This window comes from Aurantiacibacter xanthus (assembly GCF_003584015.1).
Classification (GTDB): domain Bacteria; phylum Pseudomonadota; class Alphaproteobacteria; order Sphingomonadales; family Sphingomonadaceae; genus Alteraurantiacibacter; species Alteraurantiacibacter xanthus.
On sequence record NZ_QXFM01000007.1, the window covers coordinates 17,878 to 43,555 of the forward strand.

Sequence of the window (25,678 nt, forward strand, 5' to 3'; positions counted from 1 at the left end):
CGCCTCCAGGCCGGCCGAACCAGCGACCGCCTCGAATAATCCGATCGGGGAAAATCGCTCGGGATGATCCGGTAAACGCGACAAATAGTTTCCTCTATTCGAGACCAATAACGCTCGGCAATTCAGGTGATGGTGCGCGAGTCAGCACCACAAACCTAATGCTGCCGCGTGATGTGGCGGATCAATCTGGCATGCAGGCGACCACCCGATCAGGCGTGATGGGAAAATCGCGCACCCTTGCCCCGCAAGCGTTGTAAATCGCATTGGCAATGGCGGCTGCGCCGCCGCACATGCCAAGTTCGCCTATCCCCTTGGCCTGTATCGGACTCGCAGCCGGATCGCGTTCCTCAACCATAATGACTTCCAGTTCGGGCACGTCCCGGTTTACCGGCACATGATATTCAGCAAGGTCGCAGTTCACGAGATGGCCATCGCGTGGGTCGAAATGAAGCGCTTCGGTCAAAGCTGCGCCGATGCTCCAAACCATACCGCCTTGGCATTGAGATCGCGCCGTGCGCTCATTGAGCACGCGACCGAAACCAAAGGCACCGGTCATACGGTTGACGCGCGTCTCGCCCGTAAAGGCATTGACCCTGACTTCGGCAAAATAGGCGCCAAAACCAGCTGCAACGTAATCGTCCTCGATATCGCCCGGCTCGTAGTGACCTTCCTCGCGAAGCTCTTTGTCACCAAGCAACTGGGCAAACGAGGCGCCGCCTTCAACGCCACCATCCTTGAGGTTTAGCTCGCCTTCGGTAACGTTCGCATATTTGGTCAGCTTTTCGCGTATGGCCTTGCACGCAACATAGACCGCCGAGGCAATCGAGGCCGCGCCCCAGCTTCCACCCGATCCCGGACCGCGCGGGAGACGGGTATCACCAAGATCTACCAGCACATTTGACGGATCAAGACCGAGCATTTCGCCCGCAATCTGTCCGAGGATGGTGTAGGTGCCGGTGCCGAGATCGGTCATGTCACTTTCGACAAGCGCAGTGCCGTCGGGGTTCAAGGTCACGCGCGCCTTCGCCTTGGCAATATTATGCACGCGCGCAGCGCTTGCCATACCGGTGCCGATCCACCACTCGCCCTCGCGACGCTGGCGTGGCTTGCGCAAGCCGCTGTCCCAGCCAAACGCTTCCGCACCCTGTTGTAGACATTCGGCCAGCTTGTGCGAAGAGAACGGTGTACCCTTCATAGGGTGGCGATCCGGGATGTTCTTGAGACGTAATTCGACCGGATCGATGCTGCACGCTTCGGCCAGCATATCCATCGCCACTTCGAGCGTTGGCATCCCTACAGCCTCGCCCGGTGCCCGCACTGATCCGGCTGTCATGCGGTGAACGCGTGCCAAATCGAGCGTGAGCAGGCGGTTGTCTCCAGCGTAGAGAAATTCGGAGCTTTGGAGGACAGGTTCTGCGAACTGCTCATCGGGAAGGTTAGATACCAAAGCCTCATGCCCAAAACCTTGGAGTGTCCCATCTTTCCCGGCCGCCAGTCGCATACGCTGCGAGGTTTCGGAACGTCGCATCACGCACTGGAACACTTGTTGACGGCTCATCGCCACACGCACCGGACGCTTCAATTGCATCGCGGCCAGCGATGCAGCGACAGTCTCCGCCGAGATGCCGAGCTTGGAGCCAAACCCGCCGCCCACGAAGCGTGACACGATCCGCACCTGGTTCTCTTCCAGTCCGACGGCATCGGCCAGCTCAGAGATATTGTAATTGAGCATCTGCAGCGACGCATGAACAGTGAGTGTCTGCCCATCCCATTGCGCGATCGCCGCGTGAGGCTCCATAGCAGCGCTTGCGTGACCGGCCGTGGTAAACTTCGCGTCCACGCTGTGCGGTGCCTCGGTCATGGCATGAGGCAGGTCCCCCTGGCTGCTGTATTGCTGATTCTCAGGCTCTACCGCTTGCGGATCGCAGGGAATGTCCGACAGGTCGTCGTCTTGGATTGTGATCTTGAGATGCTTTGAGGCATCGCGGGCCTGCTCGAACGTCTCCGCCACGACCAGCGCAAAAGGTTGACCCCAGTAGGCCACTTTGCGCACTTCCTGTACCGGTGCCTCGCCTGCGGTGCCCTGCGCGCAGCGGGCGATCAGCTTCTCGTTGTCGATGACCGCAACAACGCCGTCGCATGCAAGACAAGTGTCAATGTCGATGCCGGTGATCCGTCCACGCGCGAAAGGCGCAGTTACGAGCACCCCTTCCAGACAATCCTTTACAGGATACTCTGCCGCATAGGTGGCCGTGCCAGTCGCCTTGGCCAGCGCATCGATCCGCACCAGAGGCTTGCCAATCACATCCTGTCGCATGGAATCGAGGAGGCACTCGGTTTCCGGTGCGTCCTGAGTGAATTGTCCGGTCATAGGTCGATCTCCGTCGCTTCGGCGAGCACGGCTGCAAGCGTGCGGCGCGTCAGCGGGATCTTGAATTCGTTTTCGCCATGGCTACGCGCATTCTCCAGGAGCAGGCAGGCAGCCTTGTCGAACAGGGCGGCAGAGGGCTGCTCACCGATCAGCAGATCTGCGAGCCGCGGATCGTGCCACGGCTTGTGCGCCAATCCGCCGAAAGCGAGGTCAGCACGGGCAATGCGCCCGCTATCCATGGCCACGATTGCGGCTACCGAAACCAGCGCAAAGGCATAGGAGGAACGCTCGCGAACCTTGCGGTAGATCTGCCGCCCTTTAACGGGCGGCGGCAGGGTGACGGCCGTAATGATCTCTCCGGCTTCCAGCACGTTATCCCTTTCAGGCCTATCGCCCGGGAGAAGATGAAACGCACGCACGGGCACGCTGCGATGAGAACCGTGACCGGTGATCTCAACCCTTGCATCAAGCGCTGCAAGAGCCACTGCCATGTCGCCCGGATAGGTCGCGATACACTGTGCGCTGGTGCCGAGGATTGCGTGCAGACGCGCCACTCCGCCCAAGGCTCCGCAGCCTGAGCCAGGTTGGCGCTTGTTGCAGGGCTGGTCGATGTTGGTGAAGTAAGAGCAGCGGGTGCGCTGGCACAGGTTTCCGCCCGTTGTTGCCTTGTTGCGCAACTGCTGCGTCGCGCCAGACAGTATCGCGCGCGAAAGCAGAGGATAATCGCTCCGCACGCGCGCATGAACGGCAGTTGCCGTGTTGCTGGCTAATGCGCCGATGGTAAGCCCACCGTCGGGGGCTTCGGCAATCGTTTCCATGCCGATGCGGTTCAAATCGACTAGCTTGCGCGGCACCTCCACCTGCAATTTCATCAAATCGACCAGATTGGTGCCACCTGCCAAAGGAACGGCGTTCGAACTTGCCGTTAGCTGCGAGGCATGGTTGAGGCTCTCGGGGCGAGTATAATGGAACGGTCTCATACCCTGTCTCTCCCGGCAACCTCACCAATCGCGGAGACGATATTGGCATAGGCACCGCAGCGGCACAGATTGCCGCTCATGCGTTCGCGGATCTCTTCGGCAGAAGCGGAAATGTCGCCATCAAGGTTCGTGCTTACATCGCTTGGCCAACCGGCCGCGATTTCTTGCAGCATGGCGGTTGCCGAGCATATCTGGCCGGGCGTACAATATCCGCACTGCATGGCATCATGATCGACGAAGGCCTGCTGCATGACCGACGGGGCATCGGGGGTGCCCAGACCCTCGATCGTGGTCACCGTGTCGCCATCGTGGGCGATGGCCAGCGCAAGGCAGGAATTAATGCGCATACCATTTACCAGGACCGTACACGCCCCGCACTGACCGTGATCGCACCCCTTCTTGGTTCCGGTGAGGCCGGCATGATGGCGCAAGAAATCGAGGAGCGTAACCCGCGGATCGGCAGGAACGTCGAGCGAGGTGTCGTTGATGATAATTGGCAATGCAGCCTCCTTTGCAGCCTTAACGCCCTTGCCCCTCATTCTATCCGGAAAGTTTGCAGTTCGGGCGATGCTCGCCCTCGTCGAGATCGGCTCAGCGCAGCCTGACCAATTTTCCCTTTCCCCGCCAAGAGCGCGTGCCGCTATCGATCATTCACGCCTTGGCAATGATCAAGTTGGCGGCATCACGGGCAAATCGCGTTCACGGCCTGAACCTGATCTGGCAGATGTCATTGAGGCCGCTGCCCGTAAGGTTATCGAAGGCCATCACGACGACCAGTTCCCTCTTGCGATCTGGCAAACCGCCAGCAGGCCTTATTGATCGAACGCTCGGGTGGCGGGCGATAGCTCCATCAATCGGAAAGCTTCTCGGAGATTGGCAGCGATCTACCATCGTGATCAACTCAAGCACTCGAAAAGCGGTGCAGGTCAATCGTTGATATTGCGAATGCATCTCACTACTGGCTTACTTAATAGTGATTCGCAGGAATGCGACAATCGTCAGTGAGGAATGAGTATGAAGCTTGCCGTGTTGCTACTCGTGGGTAGCGCCATAATCTGCACCGGTGCACGAGCTCAAGAAGACACGTCCGATCAGCCGGACCGCGAGCGCATTGTCGTTACAGGCGATCGCCTGCAAAGCGAGGGGGCAACCAAAACCGACGTTCCGTCAATCCAGGTGCCACAGCCCGTTACAGTCATCCCGGCAGAGCTTTACGAGGCACAAGGCGCTGTCTCGATCTCCGATACCCTCAACTATGTCGCCGGCGTCCAAGCGAACCCTTATGGCCCAGATAGTCGTGTGGATGGCGGGTTCGTGCGCGGTGTCAACGCGCTGCAGTTCCGCGACGGCATGCGCGATATATTCAGCTACTATGCCAGCATTCGCGCCGATCCCTACAATTTCAGTCAGGTCGAACTGATACGCGGCCCGTCTTCGGTCCTGTTCGGGTCGGGGTCGCTTGGAGGGATCATCAACCTCGTCTCGAAGATCCCCGAATTCGCTCCGCAGGGCGAGGTATCGGTCCGCTATGGCTCGTTCGACCGGGTCGAAGCGCTGGCCGACCTCACCGGCCCGCTCGGTGACACCATGGCCGGGCGCATCGTCGCCCGGGTGCGTGACAGCGGAACGCAAACCGACAACGTGCCCGACGATCGCGTGATGATCTCGCCCTCGCTCACCTGGGCGCCGAGCATGGACACCGAACTCACGCTGATCGGCCTCTATCAGGAGGACGATGGCGGTTCGACCTCGCAATTCCTGCCACTAGTGGGTACGATCCTTCCCAACCCCAACGGCCAGCTGCCGCAGAACCTGTTCATCGGCAAGCCCGGCTGGGACCGCTACGATGGACGCCTTGCGCAGGGCACCGCGATGTTCCGGCAGAACTTGTCCGCCAATGTTCGCCTCAATATGCGCGCCCGCTACATCGATAGCGATCTCACCTATTTCACGCACTATCCGAACAGCTATTCGAGCCCGGCCAGTCCCTACCTCGACGCCGACCAGAGGATCATCGGCAACTACGCCAGCGGAAGCTACGCCAATCTCGAAATCGTCTCGACCGACAACAATGTGCAGCTCGACTTCAATACCGGGGAGAACATCAAGCATGTCCTGCTCGCGGGCGTCGACTACTCGTGGAGCCGGGTGCGCAAGGAAGACGGTCTGGCGATCGAGACAATCGACATCTACGACATCGACTACGCTGCGCTGTCCGACTACGGCTTTGACATCCCCCGCGCGGGGGATGCAGGGTTCATATACGGCAGCACCGAAGACACCGAAACCACACAGCTGGGCTTCTACGTGCAAGACCAGATCCGCTTCTTCGACCGGGTATCGCTGGTGCTGGGTGCTCGCCGCGACGAGGTTTCCACCAGCAGCTTCGGCACCGAGACGATCGACGCGGGCGCAACGTCTTTCCGCGCCGGTCTGATTGCGGAAGTGGTCAACGGTGTTTCGCCTTTCGTCAGCTATACCGAGAGCTTCGAGCCAATCGCCGGTGCCACAAGTGATGGGAGCCCCTTTACGCCCAAGCAAGGCAAGCAATGGGAAGCGGGGTTGAAGATTCACCCCTCGAACAGCATTCTCGTCACGCTCACGGCTTACGATATCCGCGAGAACGGTCGTCCGATCAGCGACGACACCACCCCGGATCCAACCGATCAGGTGCAGGCTGGTGAGTCCTTTTCGCGCGGCTTTGAGGTTTCAGGCAGCGCCACGCTTCCCGGCAACCTGAGCGCCATCGTGAATCTAAGCTACAACGAAGCGGAAATCGAAGGCACCGGGCAGCAGTTGGACAACGTCCCGAAGATCAATTCGTCGGTTTGGCTCACCCGGCCGTTCGACCTGGGCCGCGACGTTGTCTTGCTGCTTGGCGGCGGCGTCCGGCATTCGGGCGATAGCAAGTCGTATAGTGCGTCATTCCCGGACGGATTGGTTACGCCGGCATACACACTCGTCGACGCGATGGCCGAACTGTCTTGGAGCGACTGGAGCCTGGCGCTGAACGCCACCAACCTGTTCGATGTCGAGTATTACTCGGCTTGCCTGGCGCGCGGTGATTGCTTCCAAGGAGCGGATCGCAATGTCTACGCTACCCTGACGCGGCGCTTCTGATGGCGAACGAGGTGCTCTGGTCCGGCGCCATAGCGGCGCTATGCGGGGTGGCAATGCTCCGCTGGTCCTGGTCGCTGGCGCGTCGCTCCGCTGCGGCAAATGCGATCGGCTGGGGGCTTCTGCTCGGTGGCTGTATTGCCGGAGGAGCATCCGCGGGTGCCTGGGGCGTTTCGGTGGTTGCGCTGTTGGCGATGGCGGCTGCCGCGGTCGTGCTCGGCTGGGCGGCAGCGATCTCACCAGCAGGTCGCGAGAAGGGCTCCGCCCGCCGGGTTCGCATGTTGCCAGAATCGGGCGAGCCATTGCGTCTTGGCAGCCGCCTGCTGACTTTTGCGCTGGTCGTGTTCGGGGGGCTGGCTGCATCGATCGCATTCGGCATCGCGCTGCGCAGCGCGGGACTGGGCATCGGCTGGAACGAGGCCAACGCCAACGCTACTGCATTGATCGCCATACCGCTCGCCTGGAGCATCCTTTTGACAATCCTGCTGATGATCGAAGGGCGCCGCAGCCAGGTACTCGCCCTCGCCATCACGAGCCTGCCGCTCCTGCCAGCCCTGCTAGCCGGGAGTTGAACGGATGACTCTCGCCCTCGATACCTCCACTGTCAAACGCGGCCTGACCGCACACGCCGCCATCGGATTGATCGGCGGCGCGCTGCTCTATATGGTCTGCCTCAGCGGCACGATTCTCGTGCTTTATGAGGAGTGGCAACGTCTCGAACAGCCCGCAGCGCCGGAGATGAGCGAAATCAGTCCGGCCGCAGTGCAGCGCGCGGTGGAAGAGGTGCTGGCGACCGAGAAGGAACCCACAACTCATCTTTACGTGCATTTGCCTTCCGAAGACCTGCCGCGCGCCACCATCACCACCGACAGCCGCGCGTTGCATCTGGATAGCGATGGCACGGTCGCCATGCCGGAAGAGAACGCCTGGTCCGAATTCCTTTATGGGCTGCACTACACGGTCAACCTGCCGACCCTGATCGGCATCACCATCGTCGGGGCACTGGGCGCAATGATCGTCGCGCTGGCAGTATCCGGCGTCATCGCGCATCCGAAGATCTTCCGAGATGCTTTCCGCCTGCGCTCGCGCAACAAGGGAGGCGTGGGGCTGGCCGACTGGCACAACCGGCTCAGCGTCTGGACGCTGCCGTTTTCGCTCGCGGTTGCGCTGACCGGGGCGATTATCGGCCTCGCCACCGTTGCTGCCTATGCCATCGCCGCAGCTAGCTACGGTGGCGATGTCGAGGCGGTCTTTGCGCCGCTGTTCGGCGAGGAAACCGAAGCCGAAGCAAATGCGGCGACGATCCCGAATGCCGCCGCCGCCATGCGTTACATGCAGGCTGAGTATCCCGCCGTTGCGCTAACCTATGTCATCCTTCACGACCCCGGCACTGCTGGCCAGCACATCCAGGCGGTCGGAGCGCATGACCGGCGGCTCATCTTTGGCGAGTACTACGATTTCACCGCCGATGGAAAATTCACCGGCACTGCGGGCCTCGCCGACGGTTCGCTCGGCCAGCAGGCTGCGGCGTCGACCTACAATCTCCATTTCGGCAACTACGGCGGTCTCTTGGTGAAGCTAGCCTATATTCTTTTCGGGCTCGCCCTCACCGCCATTTGCGCCACCGGCACTTACATCTGGCTTGGCAAGCGCCGCCGTCGCGGAATTGTTGAGCCCCGTTTGACGGCCATTTGGGGCGCAGTCGTATGGGGCACGCCGTTCGCGCTGCTTCTTACCATTGTCGCGCGTTTCACGATCGGCAACAGCGCCCCATTCGTGGCAGTCTTCTGGATTGCGCTGGCGCTGACAATCATCATTGCAGCACTACGAGCCAAACCTATGCGAGCGCCGGAAGTCCCTAGGCTCAGGACTCGTTGATTAGAGCCAGAAGAGTACGGTCGCAGCGAGAGCGAGGGCGGAGAAGAAGACGGTAGGGCAGCGATCGTAGCGGGTTGCGACGCGGCGCCAATCCTTGAGGCGGCCGAACATGATCTCGATGCGGTTGCGGCGTTTGTATCGACGCTTGTGGTATTTGACGGGCATGGAACGGGATTTTCGGCCCGGAATGCAGGGCTTGATGCCCTTTTGCTCGAGTGCATCCCTGAACCATTCGGCGTCGTAACCGCGGTCGCCCAGCATCCACTTGGCTTTGGGCAAGTCGTCGAGCAGGGCCGCAGCGCCCGTGTAATCGCTGACCTGGCCTGCAGTAATGAAAAAGCTCAAGGGACGCCCGTTGGCATCGGTGATGGCGTGCAACTTGGTGTTCATACCGCCCTTGGTCCGTCCGATCAGGCGTCCAAGGTCCCCTTTTTTACCCCAAGGCTGGAAGCCGTGCGGTGAGCCTTGAGATAGGTTGCGTCAATCATGACGGTCTGGGGTTCGGTTCTCTGCGCGGACAGGCCTTCCATCATCCGGGTGAACACTCCCATCTCCCCCCACCGCTTCCAGCGATTGTACAAGGTCTTGTGAGGCCCGTATTCCCTGGGCGCATCACGCCAACGTAGCCCGTTCCGATTGACGAAGATGATCCCGCGCAAAACCCGGCGATCATCGACACGCGGCTTCCCATGGCTCTTGGGGAAATACGGCGATAGCCGCGCCATCTGCTCCTCCGTCAGCCAATACAGGTCGCTCATACTCAGTCTCCTCACGAAGCCTGAATCACATCGCAGCCTGCCAATCAATGAGTCCTGAGCCGAGCGTAGGAAAGCATTTCTACGCCTAGTTCGCAAGCGCTCCTGCGATCTGTCAGTCGATCCGATAATTGATTGGCTTGAAACTGCCGCCGTTCGAAGCATAGGCGGAACACGCAGTGAGTCCTATAACAAGGTCCATCTCCGCCTTCAGAGTGATGCTGTCTCCCGCCTCGCTGACCGGAGGATCGACCTGCAGGCGCCCCTTCCCATCGAGTGGAACGTTCATGAAAAGGTTAAATGCGGTCGGAATAGCATCCGGCCCAATCCCGAACGGTTCTAAAGCGACGGCCAAGTTACCAAAGCACCCCCGATGCACAGGCTTTGTCGGATAGAAATGGCGAAAGGTCGCTTCGCTACAAGGTGTCAGCAGAAAATCGTGTCGACCGACATCGTCGGCGACAATGGTCAGCATTGTGTTTGAGCGGTTTGACCACAGCCGATTACCGGTCGTGAGCATGATCGTTTCTTCGTAATCGAAGGTTCGGCCGTTCGAGATGACCTCCCGCACGTCGGCTGCCGAATATGCCAGCAGGTCGGCGACCTGACAGCCCTCAGGGTCGATGACGGTGAGCGTCCTGCCCTTGGATAACGCAAATGCCGTGCCCGACCGCGGCGGGATCTCTACGGTGGTACTCATGCTCGCGGATCCTTGAAGGGACAGTTCCAGTCCTCCCCCACCGCGCGCCCACTGAATTGGCGGGCCGCGCTGGCATCACCGTGGCGCGCAAGCATTGGGTTCATTGTCCCTGCCAGGGCCTCATCGCGCTGCATAATCCGCTCGCGCATCCGTTCGTACCGCCCTTCCGCCCTCAGCCGTTCGAACTGATCGTGCAAGTTGAACACCAGCGCCGGTCGTTCGAAGCGACGAGCAGGACGCGAGGCCTTGGGGTGAAGACCCACCACAAAGTAGGCCTCGCCCCCGAAGCTCAGCGAAAAATGCGGATCTTCAGGATTGGAGCTGACTCTGTCGTCGAAGCTCTGGCCCAGCCACGCGTCTTTGTCTGCGATCGACTGCAGGCGCTCCCACATCGCCTTTTCAAACCCCGCCTCTTCAAGATCCACGGGCAAATCGAAAATGACCGCAAGGCTGCACAACCCGCTTGGGTCGTCCCGATAGCAACGGGACCATCTAACTAGCGCGTCGATAATCTGCAAATCATTCCATCCGCTGGTGATATCCCGCGCACCGATAACGTCGAGAGTATGGCGCGCCAGCACAGACTTCGCGCCAAGGCAAGGGAACGACCGTTCGTCAATCATAGCGCGTAGATCGGTTTCGAAGAGGCTAAGCCTTTGTGGTCGATTTATATTTTGCATGAGGCTGTAACGGTTCGCTCAACAATTAGCTCCCGGACCTCTTCGACAGTGCTCTCGGTCGCGAACTTGCCGGGCCGACCGGGCCAAAAGATGAGGAGAGCCTGGTGCCTCTCGCGGTCGCGCCGTCGCACGAAGCAACCGTGCACGAGGACCATCGCTTCAGTCCGCGGGTGCGCCACCGAATCCGCAATCGAACCTTGGTCGCGCCTCTTCCGCTGCTGGGACGCAGGATTGGAAAGTCGATCGCTAATCTTCGCTGGAACGGTTGGCGGCGGGTTCACTACCTTCTATTATCCAAAGGTCGTCTTGCGTATAGGTAATGCGCCCAAGAAGCTTATTTTCAACGTAAATCTGAGCCGGCTTTCGCATCTTTTCGCGTTCCATGATCGAAAACGCTTCATGAGCGTCTTCGCTCTCGAACGTGATTGTCTTGTCAGGGGTAGAACTTCCTTTGAGGAAGCGGAGCAAATAGTCGCGCATGGCATCCTCCAATAGTCGCCTCGGCAAGCACTGCTCGCGAGGGAACAAATCGGCCAGACGCATGAAACGGATGGATTGCGGGCGATAGCCGGGACCACGAAGAGCCGATGTGGTGAAAAACCGCAATCGTCGTGAAGGGGTCTACCATAGACCGTTGCCGATGTCGACCGAACCCCGGCCTCACCCCCCCCCGGAGGTTCAGTCGCTCTTGTGCTCCGGTTTGCCCTTGCGTTCGGTGCTGGCCATGTCTTCCAGTTCGTCTTCGCTCATCGAGTCGTACATCTCCTTCGATGCACCCTGCAACTCGCTCACCTTGGTGTCGCCGCGTTTGGCACTGAGCGCTGCTCCTGCAGCCTTTTGTTGAGCTTTCGATTGTGCGGGCATGGGGCCTCTCCTTTGTCTTTCACTGGTTTGCAGGCGGGCGACTTAGCTGGTGACGATGATCCCGCCGTTCGGGTGCAGCACCTGGCCGGACATGTAGCTGGCATCGTCGCAAGCCAAGAACAGGAAGGCGGGTGCGACCTCGTTGGGCTGGCCGGGGCGGCCCATCGGTGTGCCCTTGCCGAAATCGTCCATGTCCTCGGGCGGTTGGCCGCCGAACGGGTTGAGCGGCGTCCAGATCGGGCCGGGAGCGACGGCGTTCACCCTGATCCCCTCGCCAACAAGGTTTTCGGACAGCGAGCGGGTAAAAGCGGTAATCGCACCCTTGGTCGCCGAATAGTCGAGCAGCTTGGCCGAGCCCTTGTACATCGTCACACTGGTGCAGTTCACAATGGCGCTGCCCTTGGCGAGATGCGGTCGGGCGGCCTGTACCATAAAGAACATGGAAAACATGTTGGTCTGGAACGTCCGCTTCAGCTGTTCCTCGGTGATGTCTTCGATGTCCTCATCGGGGTGTTGCTCGCCCGCATTGTTGATGAGGATGTCGAGCCGTCCGAACCGATCGATTGTGGCGGCGACAACCTCGTTCGCGAAGTCCTGTCGGCCAAGATCGCCTTGCAGGCAGATCGCCTGCTGGCCCTCATTTTCTACGATGGCCTTCGTTTTCTCGGCGTCTTCGGTTTCTTCGTCGGCGAAATAGACGATAGTGATATTCGCCCCCTCGCGGGCGAAGAGCGCCGCAACCGCCCTGCCGATGCCGCTATCGGCACCAGTGACGATAGCGACCTTGCCATCGAGCCGACCCGAACCTGGAAAACGCGGATGCCAATCGGGCTTGTTGTCCATCTCGGCTTCAGTACCGGGCATACGCGGCTGTTCGGCGATTTCGGGCTGGAATGTTTCGCTCATAGGGACATGCTTTCCGATTGGAATGGGAGGCCTCATCAAAGAGGGTTCAGCATGCCAACGGCCCGGCGAGGAATGCGGTTTCCCGAATGGTGCAAGGCGTGCCCCTGACGCGACGAACAGCGTGGGCCGGGGGAAGCCTCAGAAGTCGGGCAGCGACTGCTCGGCAAAGCCCCAGCCGGCCAGTGTCTTGCTTCTGGCGCGGGCATGGAGGCGCTTGGCATCGTCGATGCTGAACGGGTGGGCATCGGGCATGTCCGCAAGCTCGTTCCAGCCGATCGGGACGGCCACCGGCGCACCACTGCGGGCGCGGGCGGAATATGGGACGACCGCAGTGCTCCCGCGCTGGTTGCGCAGCCAGTCGATGAAGATTTTGCCCTTGCGCTTGGCCTTGCTCATCGTGGCGGTGAACCGCTCGGGTTCGGCCATGCTCAGCGCTTCGGCAAAGCGGTGGGCAAAGTCCTTGTGCGCTTCCCACGAATGCCCCGGCGTGAGCGGGACGACAACATGCACCCCCTTTCCGCCCGAGAGCATGGCAAAACTGGTGAGGCCGAGGTCGCTCAGCCGGTCGCGAATATCGCGCGCGGCCTGTTTCACATCGCCGAAATCGAGCCCTTCATCGGGATCGAGATCGAAGATCATCCGATCGGGCGCTTCCACATCATCGCTGCGCGCGCACCAGGCGTGGAACTCGATCGTGCCCATCTGCACGCATTGCAGGATGCCGCGCTCGTCCTCGATGAACAGGTAATCCTCCGAGCCACCATCCTTTTCGGTGATCGGCACGTGATGGACCGCATCGCCAAGAGCGCCGCTGTCGTGTTTCTGGAAGAAGCACTTCTTTGCGCGCCCTTGCGGGCAGCGCACAAGGCTCACCGGACGGCGCGCGGCAAAGGGCAGCATCAGTGGGGCAATCGCGGCGTAGTAGTCGGCGAGGTCGCCCTTGGTCTTCCCGCCTTCGGGAAAGATCACCCGCTCGCGGCTGCTGATTGTCACCTCACCCGACTGCTCGCACTGTTTGGCAGGCTTTTCCGGCGCCACCTCATCCGCCGTTTTGTCACTTCGCAGGCCCAGGAAGCTGCCGTGGCGGATATTGCCTTCGGCCGTGAATTCGGAAAAGGCCACTTCTGCGACAAGCTTGGGTGTCACCCAGGTGACGCCCCGGCTGCTTGCCTTGTCCACTTCGGCGGGCGGCGTTTTCCGTTCGAGCCGCTTCAGCTTCGCCGACAAGTCGTCGAGATCGTCGCTGGAAAAGCCGGTGCCGACATTGCCCTTGTAGACCAGTTCGCCGCCTTCGTGCTGCGCCATCAACAGCGATGCGAAGGGCCGCGCCTTCGCACTCGACCGCTTCCAACCGATGACGACGAATTCCTGCCGTCGCGTGCACTTCACCTTCACCCAGCGCTTGTTGCGCCTGCCCGAATAGCGCCCGTCGACGGTCTTGGAGATGATGCCCTCCTGCCCGGCATCGCACATGCTCCGATAGAGCTTTTCACCCGCGCCGATGACGTGGTCTGCCACGAAGATCGGGCTTTCCGCCTTGCCCAGCAGCGCCTCCAGCCGTTCCTTCCGCTCGATGTTGGGCAGCTCGGCAAGATCCTCTCCCGCCAGCTCGATCAGGTCGAAGGCATGGAATTGCAGCGCGTCACCGTCCGACTGGCTGCCATGGCCGCGCTTGAACACGTTCTGCAGGCTTGAAAAATCGGGATCGCCCTTGGCATTCACCGCCACGATTTCGCCGTCGATCAGGCAGCTTGGCAAGTCGAGCGCGGCGATGGCCTTCACGAGCGGGGCAAACTTGTCAGTCCAGTCCTTGCCGCTGCGGGTATAGACGCGCACGTCTTTCCCTTTGGCTGCGATCAAGGCGCGATAGCCGTCGAACTTGATCTCGTGCATCCAGCCGTTTCCGGTGGGCACGGCATCCACCAGAGTTGCCAGTTGCGGCTTGCGGAATGTCGGCATGGGCGCATCCTTCGGCTGGCGCTTCCTCTTTGCCTTTTCTGCATTGTGATCCGAAGCCTTGGCCATCTGCGCAAGGAAGGCGTCGTCCTTCTTGCCCGCGAGCGCGAACTCTCCACCCTTGTCTGCCGCTATTTCCGCCATCGACCGGCCCGTCAGCACACTGGAGAGTTCGCGCTCGACCAGCACATCGCCTGCCTCGGCATAGTCATCCTGCAATTTGCGCAGCAGCCAGTTCTCGCGCTTTTCCTTGCCGCGCGGCTTCATTCGGATCAGCAGCCATTCGCCGCGCATGCGCTCGCCATCGAGGCGAAAGTGAAGGTGGCCTTTGTCCAGATCCTTTGCGCTTTTGCCTTCGACCGGCGACCAGGTGCCGCGATCCCACAACATCACCGTGCCGCCGCCGTATTCACCCCTCGGAATGGTGCCCTCGAACTCGGCATAGGACATCGGATGATCTTCGGTTCGTACCGCCAGCCGCTTCACCTCGGGATCGGGCGATGGGCCTTTGGTGACCGCCCAGCTCCTGAGCACGCCGTTGACCTCCAGCCGCAAGTCCCAATGAAGCCGGGTCGCATCGTGCTTCTGGACGATGAAGAGATTGCCGCTGCTGCTGCTATCCATCGTGCCAGCCGGTTCGCGCGTCTTCTCAAAGTCGCGCTTGGCGTTGTAGTCGGCGAGCGGATCGGTGCGCTTGTTCATCGCTGCGGCTCATCGAGTTTCCGGCCCTCGTCCTGCGGCTCGACCAGCCGCAGCAGCGTGAGCACGATCAGGCTGATCACCGTGGCAATCGCGACCAGCGGCCACTGGCCCGCACCGCAGGCAATCCCCACTACCGCGGCCAGCCAAAGATGCGCAGCCGTCGTCAGATTATGGACCTGCCCGCCGCTGAAGACGATCAATCCCGCGCCGATGATACCGATGAAAGCGCCCACGCCTTCGTAAACTCGCAAGGGGTCCATCCGCTCTCCGCCAATTTGCAAGTAGAGCGCCACGATCGAAACGGTCATGGCCGCAGCCGCGAAGCACACGAGACCATGCGTTCTCAGACCAGCCGCATGCCCGCGCAGTTCGCGGTCTAGCCCCAGCAGCAGGCCGAGCACTGCTGCGACACCAAGGCGCGAGAGCAGGTCCAGGTCGAGCCAATGGGTGATTACGGGATCGTTGAGCGACATGGCTCAGGCGGTCTTCTTGCGCGCCGAGGCCTTGCTGCGCGACTTGGCCGGGGCCTTCTTTTCTCCCACCGACTTCTTGAGCGCGGCCATCAGGTCGATCACATTGCCGCCTTCTCCCTCGCCCTTGTCGGTATCTTCGATAATCGCCTTGCCGCTCTTCGACTTGGCCTTCTTGTCAATCAGCTTCCGCAGGGCATCGACATAGCGATCCTCGTAGTTGCTCGCATCGAACGGCGCGCTTTTCTGATCGATCAGCGTCTTCGCAAGGTCGAGCAGTTCCTTCTTTGGTTTGCCATCGTCGATCTCGGCGAAGAAGGCTTGGCCCTTGCGCACCTCGTCGGCATAGCGCAGCGTTTCGAGCAGCAGCCCCTTGCCGCAAGGCTTGATGGCCACCAGCTTCTCGCTGCCGCGCACCGACAACTGGCCCAGCGCCACCTTGCCCGTCTGCCGCAAGGCTTCGCGTAGAACGATAAAGGCTTCCTCGGCCAGATCGTCCTTCGGCGCGACATAGTATGGCTTCTCGAAATAAAGCGGATCGATCTCGCAGGCATCGACAAACTGGACCAGTTCCAGCGTCTTGCGGCTCTCAATCTTGACCGCCTCGATCTCTTCATCCTCAAGCAGGACATATTCGTCCTTGGCGACCTGATAGCCCTTGATGATCTCGTCGCGATCGACCGGGCCGACGCCGGGCACCACTTTCTCATAATGGACGCGCTTGCCGCTCGGCTCGTGGATCTGGTTGAAGCGGATCTTGGCGCCGGACTTGCTGGCCGGATAGATTTCGACGGGAATTGAGACCAGCGCCAGCCTGATCTGGCCTTGCCAGTATGCGCGTGCTGCCATTTGCCAAACTCCTGGTTCCTCTGCTCGGTCAGCGCGCGAACATGGCGTTGGGTTCCTTGAGGCGTTGAACCAATCGGCGTCCGGGTCGTTGCCGTTGTATGAGCACCAACCCACAGCCCGAGCCCGAACTTCCCACCCCGCAGGCGCCGCCGGAGACGCCACCCGCCCCTCCCGAGCGCCGCGAACCGGTGCCCGAGCGGCCCGATGAGATCGAACCGGTAACCCCCGATGTCGATCGCCCGGATCGCAGCCCCGATGAAACACCGCCCGATCTCGTCAGCGACAAGGGCTGAAATCGAAATGGTCGTGGCAGCGGCGCGGCTCCAGCGCGGGCTCCGGAACCTCGACCGCCGCCCGAACGTCGTGTTCAGGAAGCCACAAGGAGAAGCACCATGGGCGAATATGAACCAGACGATTCACGCAATGTGACGAAGAAACCTTCCAAGACGCTAATTGAACCCGAGCGCACGGGCCCACGCGAGGGGGAAACCCGCAAACCGACCGATCCAAAGAAGAGTGGCGGCAAGAACGATACGTGAGCTGCAGCCGACATCGCCGGTGGATTAAAGATCTGCTGTTTGAAGCAAAAACCGGGACATCCGAGGGGAGCCAAGCGTCATGCTGTTTGACGATATAGCGAACCTGATCCGAACGCTCGTACTAGGCGTCTGCTCTTACGGTTCATTGATCGTCGCCCTTCATTTGAGCGGCAAGCGCACCCTAGCCAAGCTGAACGCCTTCGACCTTGTGGTAACCGTCGCGCTCGGCTCGACGCTTGCGACAATTCTGCTCAGCAAGGATGTGACCTTAGCGCAAGGTGCGCTTGCGCTCGTGTCGCTGGTGCTGCTGCAATATGTTATTGCCTGGCTTTCGGTTCGCTTCGATACGATCGAACGTCTCGCGAAGTCCGAGCCGGCCGTGTTGTTGCGCGATGGAAAGATTATCGATGACGCGCTCCGGAGAGAACGGGTGACAGTGGACGAGATCAAGGCCGCGCTGCGAGGTGAGGGCCTTGGAGATTTCCAGCTGGCGGCGCTCGTCGTGCTCGAGACCGATGGCAGCCTTAGTGTTGTGCCCAAAAGCTCGGCGGGCTCTCGCTCCACCTTTCCATCGCCTGTACAGTGAGGCGCGCACCTCGATCTTAGGTTGCTCCCAACCGCCTCGGAACATCGTCAAAAGTCGTCCGTTGCCTTGGCATGTCTTTAAAAGCTCTCGCTCTCAATTGCACCCTCAAGGCTGACCCCGACGAGGCTTCTTCCACCGACTCCATGATTTCAGTCCTGAAGGATGCCTTCGCGGACCATGGTGTGGAAGTGACGCGCACGGTGCGCGTGGCTGCTCTCGACATTAAGCCCGGCGTTACTTCGGACGAAGGAGAAGGCGACGATTGGCCTGCCTTGCGTGAAGAACTGCTTGCTCATGACATCCTGATCTTTGGTGGACCGATCTGGATGGGACAGGTTGGCAGCGTTGCCAAGCGGGTGCTGGAGCGCCTCGACGCCTTTCTTGGCGAGACCGACGAGCAGGGGCGCATGCCCAGCTATTCGATGGTCGCGGTAGCGGCGATCGTCGGCAACGAGGACGGTGCGCACTTCAGCTCGGCGCAACTGTTCCAGTCGCTCAATGATGTTGGCTTTACGATCCCCGCCGTGGCCAACTGCTACTGGGTGGGCGAGGCCATGGGCTCGGCTGATTTCAAAGACCTCGAAAAGGTGCCGGAAAAGGTGACCAAGACCGCCGCGATGGTCGCGGGCAATGCCGCGCACCTCGCAGGGGTTCTGAAGGCATCGCCCTACCCCGGTTGACGCGCTCCGGCCGGATGGTGCGGCAACGGAGAACTGTATGACGGACACGCGCACGGAATCCGACAGTCTGGGGCCGGTAGAGGTACCCGCCGGGAGCTATTGGGGCGCGCAGACCCAGCGCAGCATGAGCAATTTTTTCTTTCCCCCGCAAGAGTGGCTGCCACTTTCGATCATTCATTCCTTGGCGATGATCAAGCTGGCGGCATCGCGGGTGAATCGCGCTCACGGCCTCCGGGCTGAACTGGCCGATGCCATCGAAACCGCTGCCCGTGAGGTGATCGAAGGGCGCCATGACGAGCAGTTCCCTCTCGCGATCTGGCAGACTGGCAGCGGGACGCACAGCAACATGAACGTCAACTAGGTGATTGCCAGTCGCGCCAACGAAATCCTTACCGGCACGCGCGGCGGCAAGCATCCGGTTCACCCCAACGATCATGTCAACAAGAGCCAGTCTTCCAACGACAGTTTCCCGACCGCGCTCCACATTGCGGCCACGCAGGCGCTGGCCACACGATTGCTGCCCGCGCTGGACGGGCTGCGGGACGCGCTTTCAGCCAAGGCGTGCGAGTGGGACGACATCGTCAAGATCGGGCGAACCCATTTGCAGGATGCCACCCCGCTTACGCTCGGCCAGGAGTTTTCAGCCTATGTCGCGCAGCTGGACGGCAATCGCACCACAATAACCTTCGCGGCGAAGGATGTGAAACTGTTGGCGCAGGGTGGAACGGCGGTGGGAACCGGCCTCAATGCGCCGGAAGGCTTTGCAGCTGCGATGGCTGCTGAATTGTCAGCGATAACCGGCTACGACTTTGAGCCTGCGCCCAACCCGTTCGAGGCGCTCGCCTCCAACGATGCGCTCGTGCGGCTTGGGGGCGCGCTGGGTGCACTGGCCGTCTCGCTAACAAAGATCGCCAACGACATTCGGTGGCTCGCCTCCGGGCCCCGGTCGGGATTGGGGGAGCTGCGCCTTCCTGCCAACGAGCCCGGAAGTTCGATCATGCCCGGCAAGGTCAACCCGTCGACATGCGAGATGCTGACCATGGTTGCGGCTCAGGTTATCGCCAACCAGCACGCAGCCAGCCTCGGGGGTATGCAGGGAGCGTTCGAGCTCAACGTGTTCAAGCCCATGATCGGGGCTGCCGTAACCAGATCCATCAATCTTCTCGCTACGGGTATGGAGAGCTTTTCCGAACGATGCGTCGAGGGAATGGAAGCTAACCGGGAGCGAATAGCGCATCTGGTTGATCAATCGCTCATGCTGGTGACCGCGCTCGCGCCCGAGATCGGCTATGACCAAGCGGCCAAAATAGCCAAGCATGCACACGATGAAGGGCTCAGCTTGCGCGAGGCTGCAATCGCGCTCGAGGTTGTTGACGCGGCGACATTCGATCAGCTTGTAAGGCCTGAGCGCATGACCTGAGCAAAGCTGTGATTTGGATTTGCTAACAGCGGTATAATCACGTTCACTTTGCGAATTGTAACGAATGCGGATCAAAGTTCGCAATCGGCGTGGGAAACTGACACGCCCGTTTGCCGTCAAAACTACCTTTATCTGATCTTGCGCCTCAAGAAGGACCTTTCCGGATCGTCGTTGCTGGCCGATGTTCAGCGACGATACCCTTTACGGAATGCATCAAAAGCATGTGATCACTTCTGTGCTGTGCTCCATTGTGCAAACACAGAATTTACTGGGTCTATCTAATAAAAATTGATGTGAATACATTCCGTCAAGTAATTTCTTTATAATATTTTTTCTTCAATCTTAATCAGCGAGACGCTGTTACGAATGCGCGCTCGACGGAAAGAACGGACGGCCACCTCCCAATTCGTGTGGCGAGGTGGCCGCTTCCTCAAAGAGGTGCGTCTAGTTCAGACGCCACCCCTGCCTTACTTGCGATGGCAACCAAAAATTCCTCCCAGGCGGCAAACCCTTTCGCTCTCAGCCCGAACTCCATGTTCCTGTCGTAGATGCCCTCGAGACCTTTGCGTTTATGGTTGAGCATCAATTCTGCGATATCCCGATCGATACCAATTCGTCGGGCATGTGATCGAAACGTGCGACGCAGGTCATGGAAATGCCACCGGGGCACTTCCATCCCGGCAAACCGCTCCATCCGGCTGTGAACCCTGTCCCGGGCCTTGAACCAACCGAACAGGTGCGGACCGTCTATGCGAGGAGATGCGAAAAGCCATTTCTGGTTGGTCTGCGCTAAACTGCGTCCCCATGGCCCTAATGCCACATAGTTAGCTTCACCATTCTTCGATCGTTCGGGCGGCAACGTCCAAACACCATCTGCCATTTCACTCGCACGGGCTCCGAACAATTCGTTGCGCCTTGCGGCAGTCAGCAAGAGCAAAATGAAGCCTCGGCGATAGCTGCGCTCCTCATCGACGAGCGCCTGGAATAGCCAACCTAGTTCGTCCTCATTCAAAAAGCGTTTGTTCGCCTTCGGCCCCGTGCAAAACCAATTCGAGTTCAACGTCGGTGCGGGATGAGCCGTCAACTCGATTCCCGCCATCCGGCCCTCCCGCCCCGAACACCAACGCAGGAAGCAGCTCAATTCTCCGGCCATTTTGTTTGCGCGAACCTTCGACGCCTTTGCCTTGTCGTAGACGGCATCCCAGCACTCGTTCTCGGTGAGCTCTATGAGCGACCTCTTCCCGAGACGTGGATCGATGTCCCTCGTGAAGATTACGTCCTTGTCGTAGAGCGTGCGGGGTTTGAGAACCTTTCGGTCACCACGCCTCATCGCTTCCATGTAAATCGCATGAGCTTTCGCGACCGTCTGGGTCTTCCTTGCCTCCTCGATTCGCATGGCAACTCGGGGATCTTCCCCTCGCTCTACAGCGGCATTCAACCCGGTGGCCCACTCGCGCGCATCCGGAATAGTGTTAGCTGGATAGGTGCCAAGCGTGAGCTGCACGATCACCCCTGACTTCGCGATGCGCCTCCGATACGTCCAGGTCTTCTTACCGGCGGTGCTGACAATCACACAAAGCCCGGCCACCAACGGATCAGAGCGCCTGCCCGAACGAAGCATATCAAGGCTCGAAGGATTGAAATTCTGGGCTTTTCCCATGCCTACCTCGATCAACACGAGGCGAGAAAACAATAGCACAAATCATAGCACAACAGACGTCCAAACCGGTCGAAAGCTGACCAGGTCTGTCCAACTCAAGGACGCATGCATAAGGATGATTGCGACCATCTCCAACACCTCAATGCGGCGGAAAACCGCCATTTTGCGAGGCTTGAGATGATTCGCGAAATGGTAGCGGAGGAGGGACTCGAACCCCCGACACGCGGATTATGATTCCGCTGCTCTAACCGGCTGAGCTACTCCGCCATACCATGGTTGCCATGCCGGTTCGCGGTGCGAACACGCTGGCAAGGCGCGCCCTTTAGGTCGCCCTGAGGCGGCGGTCAACCCCGCCTTTTCGCTCTTTGCAAATCAATCGTCGACCCGCGCCCGCCCCCGGAACGCAAACTCGCGCACAAGCTCCCATGGACCGCCGCGATAGGCATGCAGCCCAAAGCCCCGAAAGGCGAACTCACGCGCTTGAATACGCGGCAAAAGCTCCGCCTGAAGCGCCTTGGCCGCCTCCAATGAGACCTTGTTCTGGATCGTCACATGCAGGCGCGGGCGATGCTCGTCCTGCGGCGTGAGCAGACCGTGGAAATGATCGGCCAATCGCTCCCACAGCGCCAGCATGGCCTCGCTCTCGATTCCCAGCGCCGTGCCCCGCCCCAGCTTCATCACACCGGTCAGACAGGCAGGCACCGGCGCATGTTCGCGCGCCAGCCCCGCCAGCACCGCGCGCAGCTCCGCCTCGCAGCTCGGCGGCAGCGCGTGAAACAGCGTCACGTGTGCCTTGAGAAAATTACGCTCGGGTGGGAAATGCGCCTGCCGCAGCTGATCGGCGCGCGATTGCAGGCTTTCGGGCAGCAGCGCCGTAACGATCAACGGGGCCGGCAACGACTTGTCGGCCCCCTCCCCGCTCACATCTCGCCCCGCTCACGGCGCAGCGCGTACCACTTCTCGACGTTGGCATTGTGTTCGGCCAGCGTGTCGGCGAATGCATGGCCGCCCTTGCCGTCGGCCACCATGTAAAGCGCGCTGGTCTTCGCCGGGTTCAGCACCGCTGCGATGCTGGCGCGGCCCGGATTGGTGATCGGCGCCTTGGGCAGGCCCAGCATCGAATAGGTGTTGTAGTCGTTGATCGCGGCGATCTCCGACTGGCGAATGCGCCGACCCAGCGGTTTGCCCTTGGTGATGGGGTAGATGATCGTGGGATCGGCCTGCAGCATGATGCCCTGCCGCAGACGGTTGGAATAGAGCCCGGCGACCTTGGTCCGCTCTTCCGGCACGCCGGTTTCCTTCTCGACAATGCCAGCGAGAATCAGCGCCTCGCGCGGGGTGCTGACGGCGATGTTCGGGCCGCGCTTTTCCCACTCCTCGGCCAGCGCCCTGGTCATCGCGGCCTGCATCCGGTCGAGTACCGCCTGCCGGCTTTCTCCGCGTTCGAAATCGTAGCTTTCGGGCAGCACCGAGCCCTCTGCGGGCACCGCGATCTCGCCGGTCAGCAGTGGCTCGGCCATCAGCTTTTCATGGACGAGAATCGAAGGCATCCCCTCAGGGATGGTCACGAAGCGGCGCACCACGTCGTTGCTTTGCAGCTTAGCGAGGATTGCCGACCCGCTTGCACCTGCCGGAATCAGAAACTCGCCCGCCTTGATCGGAGCATCGCTGCCGAGCAGCTTGGCGCGCAGGGTAAAGGTTTCGGCCGAGGCGATCAGGCCTTCGTCTTCGAGCTTGTCCGCCACCGACGATAACGCGGCCCCCGACGGCACGATGAAGGAGGTCTCCTTCCCGACCGTCGAGGCGCCATACCAGCCCCAGGCGCCCCACCCGACGACAGCCACCGCAACCAGAACAGCGGCGAGCAGCAAACCGCCGAGCAGGCGCATGTCAGTCGACCTTCTTCATCACCAGCGAGGCGTTGGTGCCGCCGAAGCCGAACGAGTTGTTCAGCACCGCGCGCACTTCACGCTTCCTGGCCACCAGCGGCACCAGATCGACGCCTTCGGTGCCCTCATCGGGGTTGTGCAGGTTAAGCGTAGGCGGAACCACGCCGTCGCGCATGGCGAGAATGCAGAAGATGCTCTCCACCGCGCCCGCGCCGCCCAGCAGATGGCCGATCGCGCTCTTGGTGCTGCTCATCGAGGCACCGGCGAGATCGTCGCCCAGCACGCGCTTGACCGCCGCCAGTTCGATGGTGTCGGCCATGGTCGAGGTGCCGTGGGCGTTGACATAGTCGATGTCGCCCGGCCCCATTCCGGCCTTGCGCAGCGCCATGCGCATCGAGTTCTCCGCGCCCTTGCCCTCGGGGTGCGGCGCGGTGACGTGATAGGCATCGCCCGACAGGCCATAGCCGACCACCTCGGCATAGATCTTCGCGCCGCGCGCCTTGGCGTGCTCGTACTCTTCCAGCACCACCACGCCCGCGCCCTCGCCCATCACGAAGCCGTCGCGGTCCTTGTCGTAGGGACGGCTGGCTTCGGTGGGCCGATCGTTCATCGAGCAGTTGAGCGCGCGCGCCTGGGCAAAGCCCGCCACGCCGAGCGGGTTGATCGTGCCTTCCGCACCGCCCGCCAGCATGATGTCGGCATCGTCGTCGCGGATCATGCGCGCGGCGTCGCCAATCGAATGCGCGCCGGTGGAGCAGGCGGTGACGACCGCATGGTTCGGCCCCATCAGCCCGTATTTGATCGAGACCTGGCCCGAGATCAGGTTGATCAGACGGCCATGCACGAAGTGCGGGCTGACCCGGCCGGGGCCGCGTTCGTGCAGGTTGACCGATTCGAGTTCGATACCCGGCAAGCCGCCGATGCCCGAGCCGATCGAACAGCCCGCGCGCAGGCGCAGCTCTTCGGACATGTCTTCGAGGCCCGCATCTTCGATCGCCTGTCCGGCGGCGTCGATCCCGTAGATGATGAACGGATCGACCTGACGCTGCACCTTGTGATCGACCCGCTTGTTCGGATCGAACCCATACTCATGATCCGCCGGCTTGACCTCGCCGGCGATCAGGCACTTCTGACCCGTGGTATCGAAGCGGGTGATCGCGCCGATCCCGCTCTTGCCCGCAATCAGGTTGGCCCAGGTTGTTTCGACGTCAGCGCCCAGCGGCGTGACAAGCCCCAATCCGGTTACGACGACACGCCGCATAAGTAGCTCTCCACAATCACAAAAGGCCCAGCCGAGATGGCTGAGCCTTTAATCCTCGTCCGCGATCGGGCGGACCTTTCGCGAACGAGGCGGTCCGACCTCAGTCGGTATGTTCTTCGATGTACTTGATGGCATCGCCAACGGTGTTGATCTTCTCCGCCGCATCGTCGGGGATCTCGACACCGAACTCTTCCTCGAAGGCCATCACCAGCTCGACGATGTCGAGGCTGTCTGCGCCCAGATCGTCGATGAAGCTCGCGTCCGGGGTGACTTTCTCTTCCTCGACGCCGAGGTTCTCGACGACAATCTTTTTAACGCGGTCAGCGATATCGCTCATGAAACTGTGCCTTTCGAAGGGTTCTGAATTCGTTTCGCAATCGCCCCTAATGAGTGCTGCGGAGGCTGGCAAGTGCCGTAAAACGGCTTTGCGACCAGCAATATGGGGATTGCGGGGCTATTGTCCAAAATGAAAGGCAATTTGTGCACTGGCCGTGGCGGTGTCGTCGATCCGGCGCAATCCCGCGGATGCCGCGCCATCCGAGCGGTCCGAGGCCAGCGCCGCGCGATATCGCTCTTGGGCCAGCGAGTGATCGCCGCGCCGTTCGGCACAAAGCCCCACATTGAACATCAGCGAAGGCTGGTCGGGGTTCGCGGAATGCAGGCTCTCGAAAGATTCGCAGGCAGCAGACTCGTCGCTTTTGGTCCGGCTCACGGCATCGCGAAACCGGTCGCGGTCATCGCCCGAAAGGCCGTTGCGCCGCTCCATGATGCGGACCGGCAGGATCGTGCCCGTCGGCGCGAGTTCGCGCCGGATATCATGGGCGAGATCGGGCAGGACGTCCATGATCATGGCACGCACGTCGGGATGGTCGTCCACGTCGGGGCAGAACTCTTCCTGATCGCCCCGCGCCGAGGTAAAGGTCCACAGCAGGGCCCCGTCGCGCCGCACCAGGCGCACATCCGGGCGGACATTGACCTGCAACCGGATGCAGTCGAGTTCGACCTTGCGCCTCTCGCTGCAGGCGCCGTCTTCGTCGTAGGTCCAGCAGACCTCGCGCTTGCGGCGAAAACGGTGCTCGGCAATGTGCGGGGTCACGCGGCCCTCAAGCACCGCGTCCGCTCCAGGCCCATCGTCCACCAGCACGGTAAACCACGGCTGTCCGCGGATCGACGCCTGTTGCAACGCGTCTGCCACCATGAACGAGAAGCGCGTGCCTTCGCGGCCAGCAAAGTGGTCGACCGTGATGGTCTGCACCCCGAGCGCCGCCGCGCTGAGCGCCGGACTGTAGGTCTCGACGGTCAGCGTTTCTGCTGCTGCCGGAGTTGCCAGAGCCAGCGCGGCAAGGGCCGCAAGGGCCGCTCTTCGTATCATGTTCCCGTTCCTTCGCCTCATCACCTTTGTAATGTTTAGGGCA

At 60.9% G+C, this 25,678-nt stretch carries 26 protein-coding genes, 1 tRNA gene and 1 pseudogene; 9 read left to right on the forward strand and 19 right to left on the reverse strand.

What is annotated here, in order from left to right; all coding sequences use genetic code 11:
• Positions 1-181: 181 nt before the first annotated feature.
• The 3 genes from D2V17_RS01155 to D2V17_RS01165 are packed head-to-tail and all read right to left on the reverse strand — an operon-like array spanning position 182 to position 3,851.
• Positions 182-2,371: a xanthine dehydrogenase family protein molybdopterin-binding subunit gene (locus tag D2V17_RS01155; RefSeq protein WP_119591314.1), complete on the reverse strand. Its 2,190-nt coding sequence runs from the start codon at positions 2,369-2,371 to the stop codon at positions 182-184.
• Positions 2,368-3,351, reverse strand: a complete 984-nt coding sequence (locus tag D2V17_RS01160; RefSeq protein WP_119591315.1) for an FAD binding domain-containing protein — start codon at positions 3,349-3,351, stop codon at positions 2,368-2,370. The genes D2V17_RS01155 and D2V17_RS01160 overlap by 4 nt, the downstream gene beginning before the upstream one ends.
• The gene (locus tag D2V17_RS01165) at positions 3,348-3,851 is read right to left on the reverse strand and encodes a 2Fe-2S iron-sulfur cluster-binding protein (protein WP_245978410.1); all 504 of its coding nucleotides are present in this window, start codon (positions 3,849-3,851) and stop codon (positions 3,348-3,350) included. The genes D2V17_RS01160 and D2V17_RS01165 overlap by 4 nt, the downstream gene beginning before the upstream one ends.
• A 67-nt stretch (positions 3,852-3,918) precedes the next feature.
• Between D2V17_RS01165 and D2V17_RS20880 the strand changes: the two genes are divergently transcribed.
• The 4 genes from D2V17_RS20880 to D2V17_RS01180 all read left to right on the forward strand — a co-directional run bounded on the left by D2V17_RS20880 (position 3,919) and on the right by D2V17_RS01180 (position 8,346).
• On the forward strand, positions 3,919-4,170 hold the full coding sequence (locus D2V17_RS20880) for a hypothetical protein (protein ID WP_147367156.1): 252 nt from the start codon (positions 3,919-3,921) through the stop codon (positions 4,168-4,170).
• A gap of 195 nt (positions 4,171-4,365) precedes the next feature.
• Positions 4,366-6,471: a TonB-dependent siderophore receptor gene (locus D2V17_RS01170; protein ID WP_119591317.1), complete on the forward strand. Its 2,106-nt coding sequence runs from the start codon at positions 4,366-4,368 to the stop codon at positions 6,469-6,471.
• A complete protein-coding gene (locus tag D2V17_RS01175; RefSeq protein WP_119591318.1) occupies positions 6,471-7,040 on the forward strand; it encodes a hypothetical protein in 570 nt (189 codons plus the stop codon). Before D2V17_RS01170 ends, D2V17_RS01175 begins: the two co-directional genes overlap by 1 nt.
• A gap of 4 nt (positions 7,041-7,044) precedes the next feature.
• Complete coding sequence (locus D2V17_RS01180) at positions 7,045-8,346, forward strand: PepSY-associated TM helix domain-containing protein (protein ID WP_119591319.1); 1,302 nt, start codon at positions 7,045-7,047, stop codon at positions 8,344-8,346.
• Here the strand turns inward: D2V17_RS01180 and D2V17_RS01185 are convergent.
• The 9 genes from D2V17_RS01185 to ku all read right to left on the reverse strand — a co-directional run bounded on the left by D2V17_RS01185 (position 8,347) and on the right by ku (position 16,228).
• Positions 8,347-9,104, reverse strand: a protein-coding gene (locus tag D2V17_RS01185) for an IS5 family transposase (RefSeq protein WP_119591320.1) whose coding sequence is annotated in 2 segments (ribosomal slippage) — positions 8,347-8,771 and positions 8,771-9,104 — 759 coding nt in all. Because the reading frame shifts where the segments join, the coding sequence is not laid out codon by codon here.
• 112 nt (positions 9,105-9,216) lie between these two features.
• Complete coding sequence (locus D2V17_RS01190; protein ID WP_119591321.1) at positions 9,217-9,801, reverse strand: DUF1989 domain-containing protein; 585 nt, start codon at positions 9,799-9,801, stop codon at positions 9,217-9,219.
• Positions 9,798-10,424 carry a guanitoxin biosynthesis heme-dependent pre-guanitoxin N-hydroxylase GntA gene (gene gntA, locus D2V17_RS01195; protein WP_245978412.1) on the reverse strand — a complete coding sequence of 209 codons (627 nt, stop codon included), beginning with the start codon at positions 10,422-10,424 and terminating at the stop codon, positions 9,798-9,800. Before gntA ends, D2V17_RS01190 begins: the two co-directional genes overlap by 4 nt.
• 303 nt (positions 10,425-10,727) lie before the next feature.
• Positions 10,728-11,087 (reverse strand): hypothetical protein, encoded by a 360-nt coding sequence (locus tag D2V17_RS01200; protein ID WP_147367158.1) that lies wholly within the window; start codon positions 11,085-11,087, stop codon positions 10,728-10,730.
• 72 nt (positions 11,088-11,159) lie between these two features.
• A complete protein-coding gene (locus tag D2V17_RS01205; protein WP_119591324.1) occupies positions 11,160-11,345 on the reverse strand; it encodes a DUF3008 family protein in 186 nt (61 codons plus the stop codon).
• A 42-nt stretch (positions 11,346-11,387) separates the two neighbouring features.
• Complete coding sequence (locus D2V17_RS01210) at positions 11,388-12,251, reverse strand: glucose 1-dehydrogenase (protein ID WP_119591325.1); 864 nt, start codon at positions 12,249-12,251, stop codon at positions 11,388-11,390.
• 138 nt (positions 12,252-12,389) lie between these two features.
• Positions 12,390-14,909: a DNA ligase D gene (ligD, locus tag D2V17_RS01215; protein ID WP_119591326.1), complete on the reverse strand. Its 2,520-nt coding sequence runs from the start codon at positions 14,907-14,909 to the stop codon at positions 12,390-12,392.
• On the reverse strand, positions 14,906-15,382 hold the full coding sequence (locus D2V17_RS01220; protein WP_119591327.1) for an MgtC/SapB family protein: 477 nt from the start codon (positions 15,380-15,382) through the stop codon (positions 14,906-14,908). Before D2V17_RS01220 ends, ligD begins: the two co-directional genes overlap by 4 nt.
• A 3-nt stretch (positions 15,383-15,385) precedes the next feature.
• The gene (ku, locus tag D2V17_RS01225; protein WP_119591328.1) at positions 15,386-16,228 is read right to left on the reverse strand and encodes a non-homologous end joining protein Ku; all 843 of its coding nucleotides are present in this window, start codon (positions 16,226-16,228) and stop codon (positions 15,386-15,388) included.
• A gap of 98 nt (positions 16,229-16,326) precedes the next feature.
• Here ku and D2V17_RS01230 point away from each other — a divergent pair, with 98 nt between their 5' ends.
• From D2V17_RS01230 to fumC, 5 genes and pseudogenes are all read left to right on the forward strand, one after another.
• On the forward strand, positions 16,327-16,521 hold the full coding sequence (locus D2V17_RS01230; RefSeq protein ID WP_119591329.1) for a hypothetical protein: 195 nt from the start codon (positions 16,327-16,329) through the stop codon (positions 16,519-16,521).
• Positions 16,522-16,620: 99 nt separating this feature from the next.
• Complete coding sequence (locus D2V17_RS21125) at positions 16,621-16,767, forward strand: hypothetical protein (protein WP_191229014.1); 147 nt, start codon at positions 16,621-16,623, stop codon at positions 16,765-16,767.
• A 79-nt stretch (positions 16,768-16,846) separates the two neighbouring features.
• Positions 16,847-17,353 carry a DUF421 domain-containing protein gene (locus tag D2V17_RS01235; RefSeq protein WP_119591330.1) on the forward strand — a complete coding sequence of 169 codons (507 nt, stop codon included), beginning with the start codon at positions 16,847-16,849 and terminating at the stop codon, positions 17,351-17,353.
• A 71-nt stretch (positions 17,354-17,424) separates the two neighbouring features.
• Positions 17,425-18,033 carry a flavodoxin family protein gene (locus D2V17_RS01240; protein ID WP_119591331.1) on the forward strand — a complete coding sequence of 203 codons (609 nt, stop codon included), beginning with the start codon at positions 17,425-17,427 and terminating at the stop codon, positions 18,031-18,033.
• A gap of 37 nt (positions 18,034-18,070) precedes the next feature.
• Positions 18,071-19,453: pseudogene (fumC, locus tag D2V17_RS01245) on the forward strand (class II fumarate hydratase).
• Positions 19,454-19,883: 430 nt separating this feature from the next.
• On the opposite strand, the gene D2V17_RS01250 reads toward fumC, so the two are convergent.
• The 7 genes from D2V17_RS01250 to D2V17_RS01280 all read right to left on the reverse strand — a co-directional run bounded on the left by D2V17_RS01250 (position 19,884) and on the right by D2V17_RS01280 (position 25,635).
• Positions 19,884-21,113: a tyrosine-type recombinase/integrase gene (locus tag D2V17_RS01250; protein WP_147367160.1), complete on the reverse strand. Its 1,230-nt coding sequence runs from the start codon at positions 21,111-21,113 to the stop codon at positions 19,884-19,886.
• A gap of 190 nt (positions 21,114-21,303) precedes the next feature.
• Positions 21,304-21,380, reverse strand: a tRNA-Met gene (locus D2V17_RS01255).
• A gap of 105 nt (positions 21,381-21,485) precedes the next feature.
• Complete coding sequence (locus D2V17_RS01260) at positions 21,486-22,037, reverse strand: 2'-5' RNA ligase family protein (protein ID WP_245978415.1); 552 nt, start codon at positions 22,035-22,037, stop codon at positions 21,486-21,488.
• Positions 22,034-23,002, reverse strand: a complete 969-nt coding sequence (mltG, locus tag D2V17_RS01265) for an endolytic transglycosylase MltG (protein ID WP_119591333.1) — start codon at positions 23,000-23,002, stop codon at positions 22,034-22,036. Before mltG ends, D2V17_RS01260 begins: the two co-directional genes overlap by 4 nt.
• Position 23,003: 1 nt before the next feature.
• A complete protein-coding gene (fabF, locus tag D2V17_RS01270) occupies positions 23,004-24,263 on the reverse strand; it encodes a beta-ketoacyl-ACP synthase II (RefSeq protein WP_119591334.1) in 1,260 nt (419 codons plus the stop codon).
• 100 nt (positions 24,264-24,363) lie between these two features.
• The gene (locus tag D2V17_RS01275; RefSeq protein ID WP_119591335.1) at positions 24,364-24,600 is read right to left on the reverse strand and encodes an acyl carrier protein; all 237 of its coding nucleotides are present in this window, start codon (positions 24,598-24,600) and stop codon (positions 24,364-24,366) included.
• Between the two features lie 117 nt (positions 24,601-24,717).
• Positions 24,718-25,635: a tetratricopeptide repeat protein gene (locus tag D2V17_RS01280; protein WP_119591336.1), complete on the reverse strand. Its 918-nt coding sequence runs from the start codon at positions 25,633-25,635 to the stop codon at positions 24,718-24,720.
• Positions 25,636-25,678 lie beyond the last annotated feature (43 nt).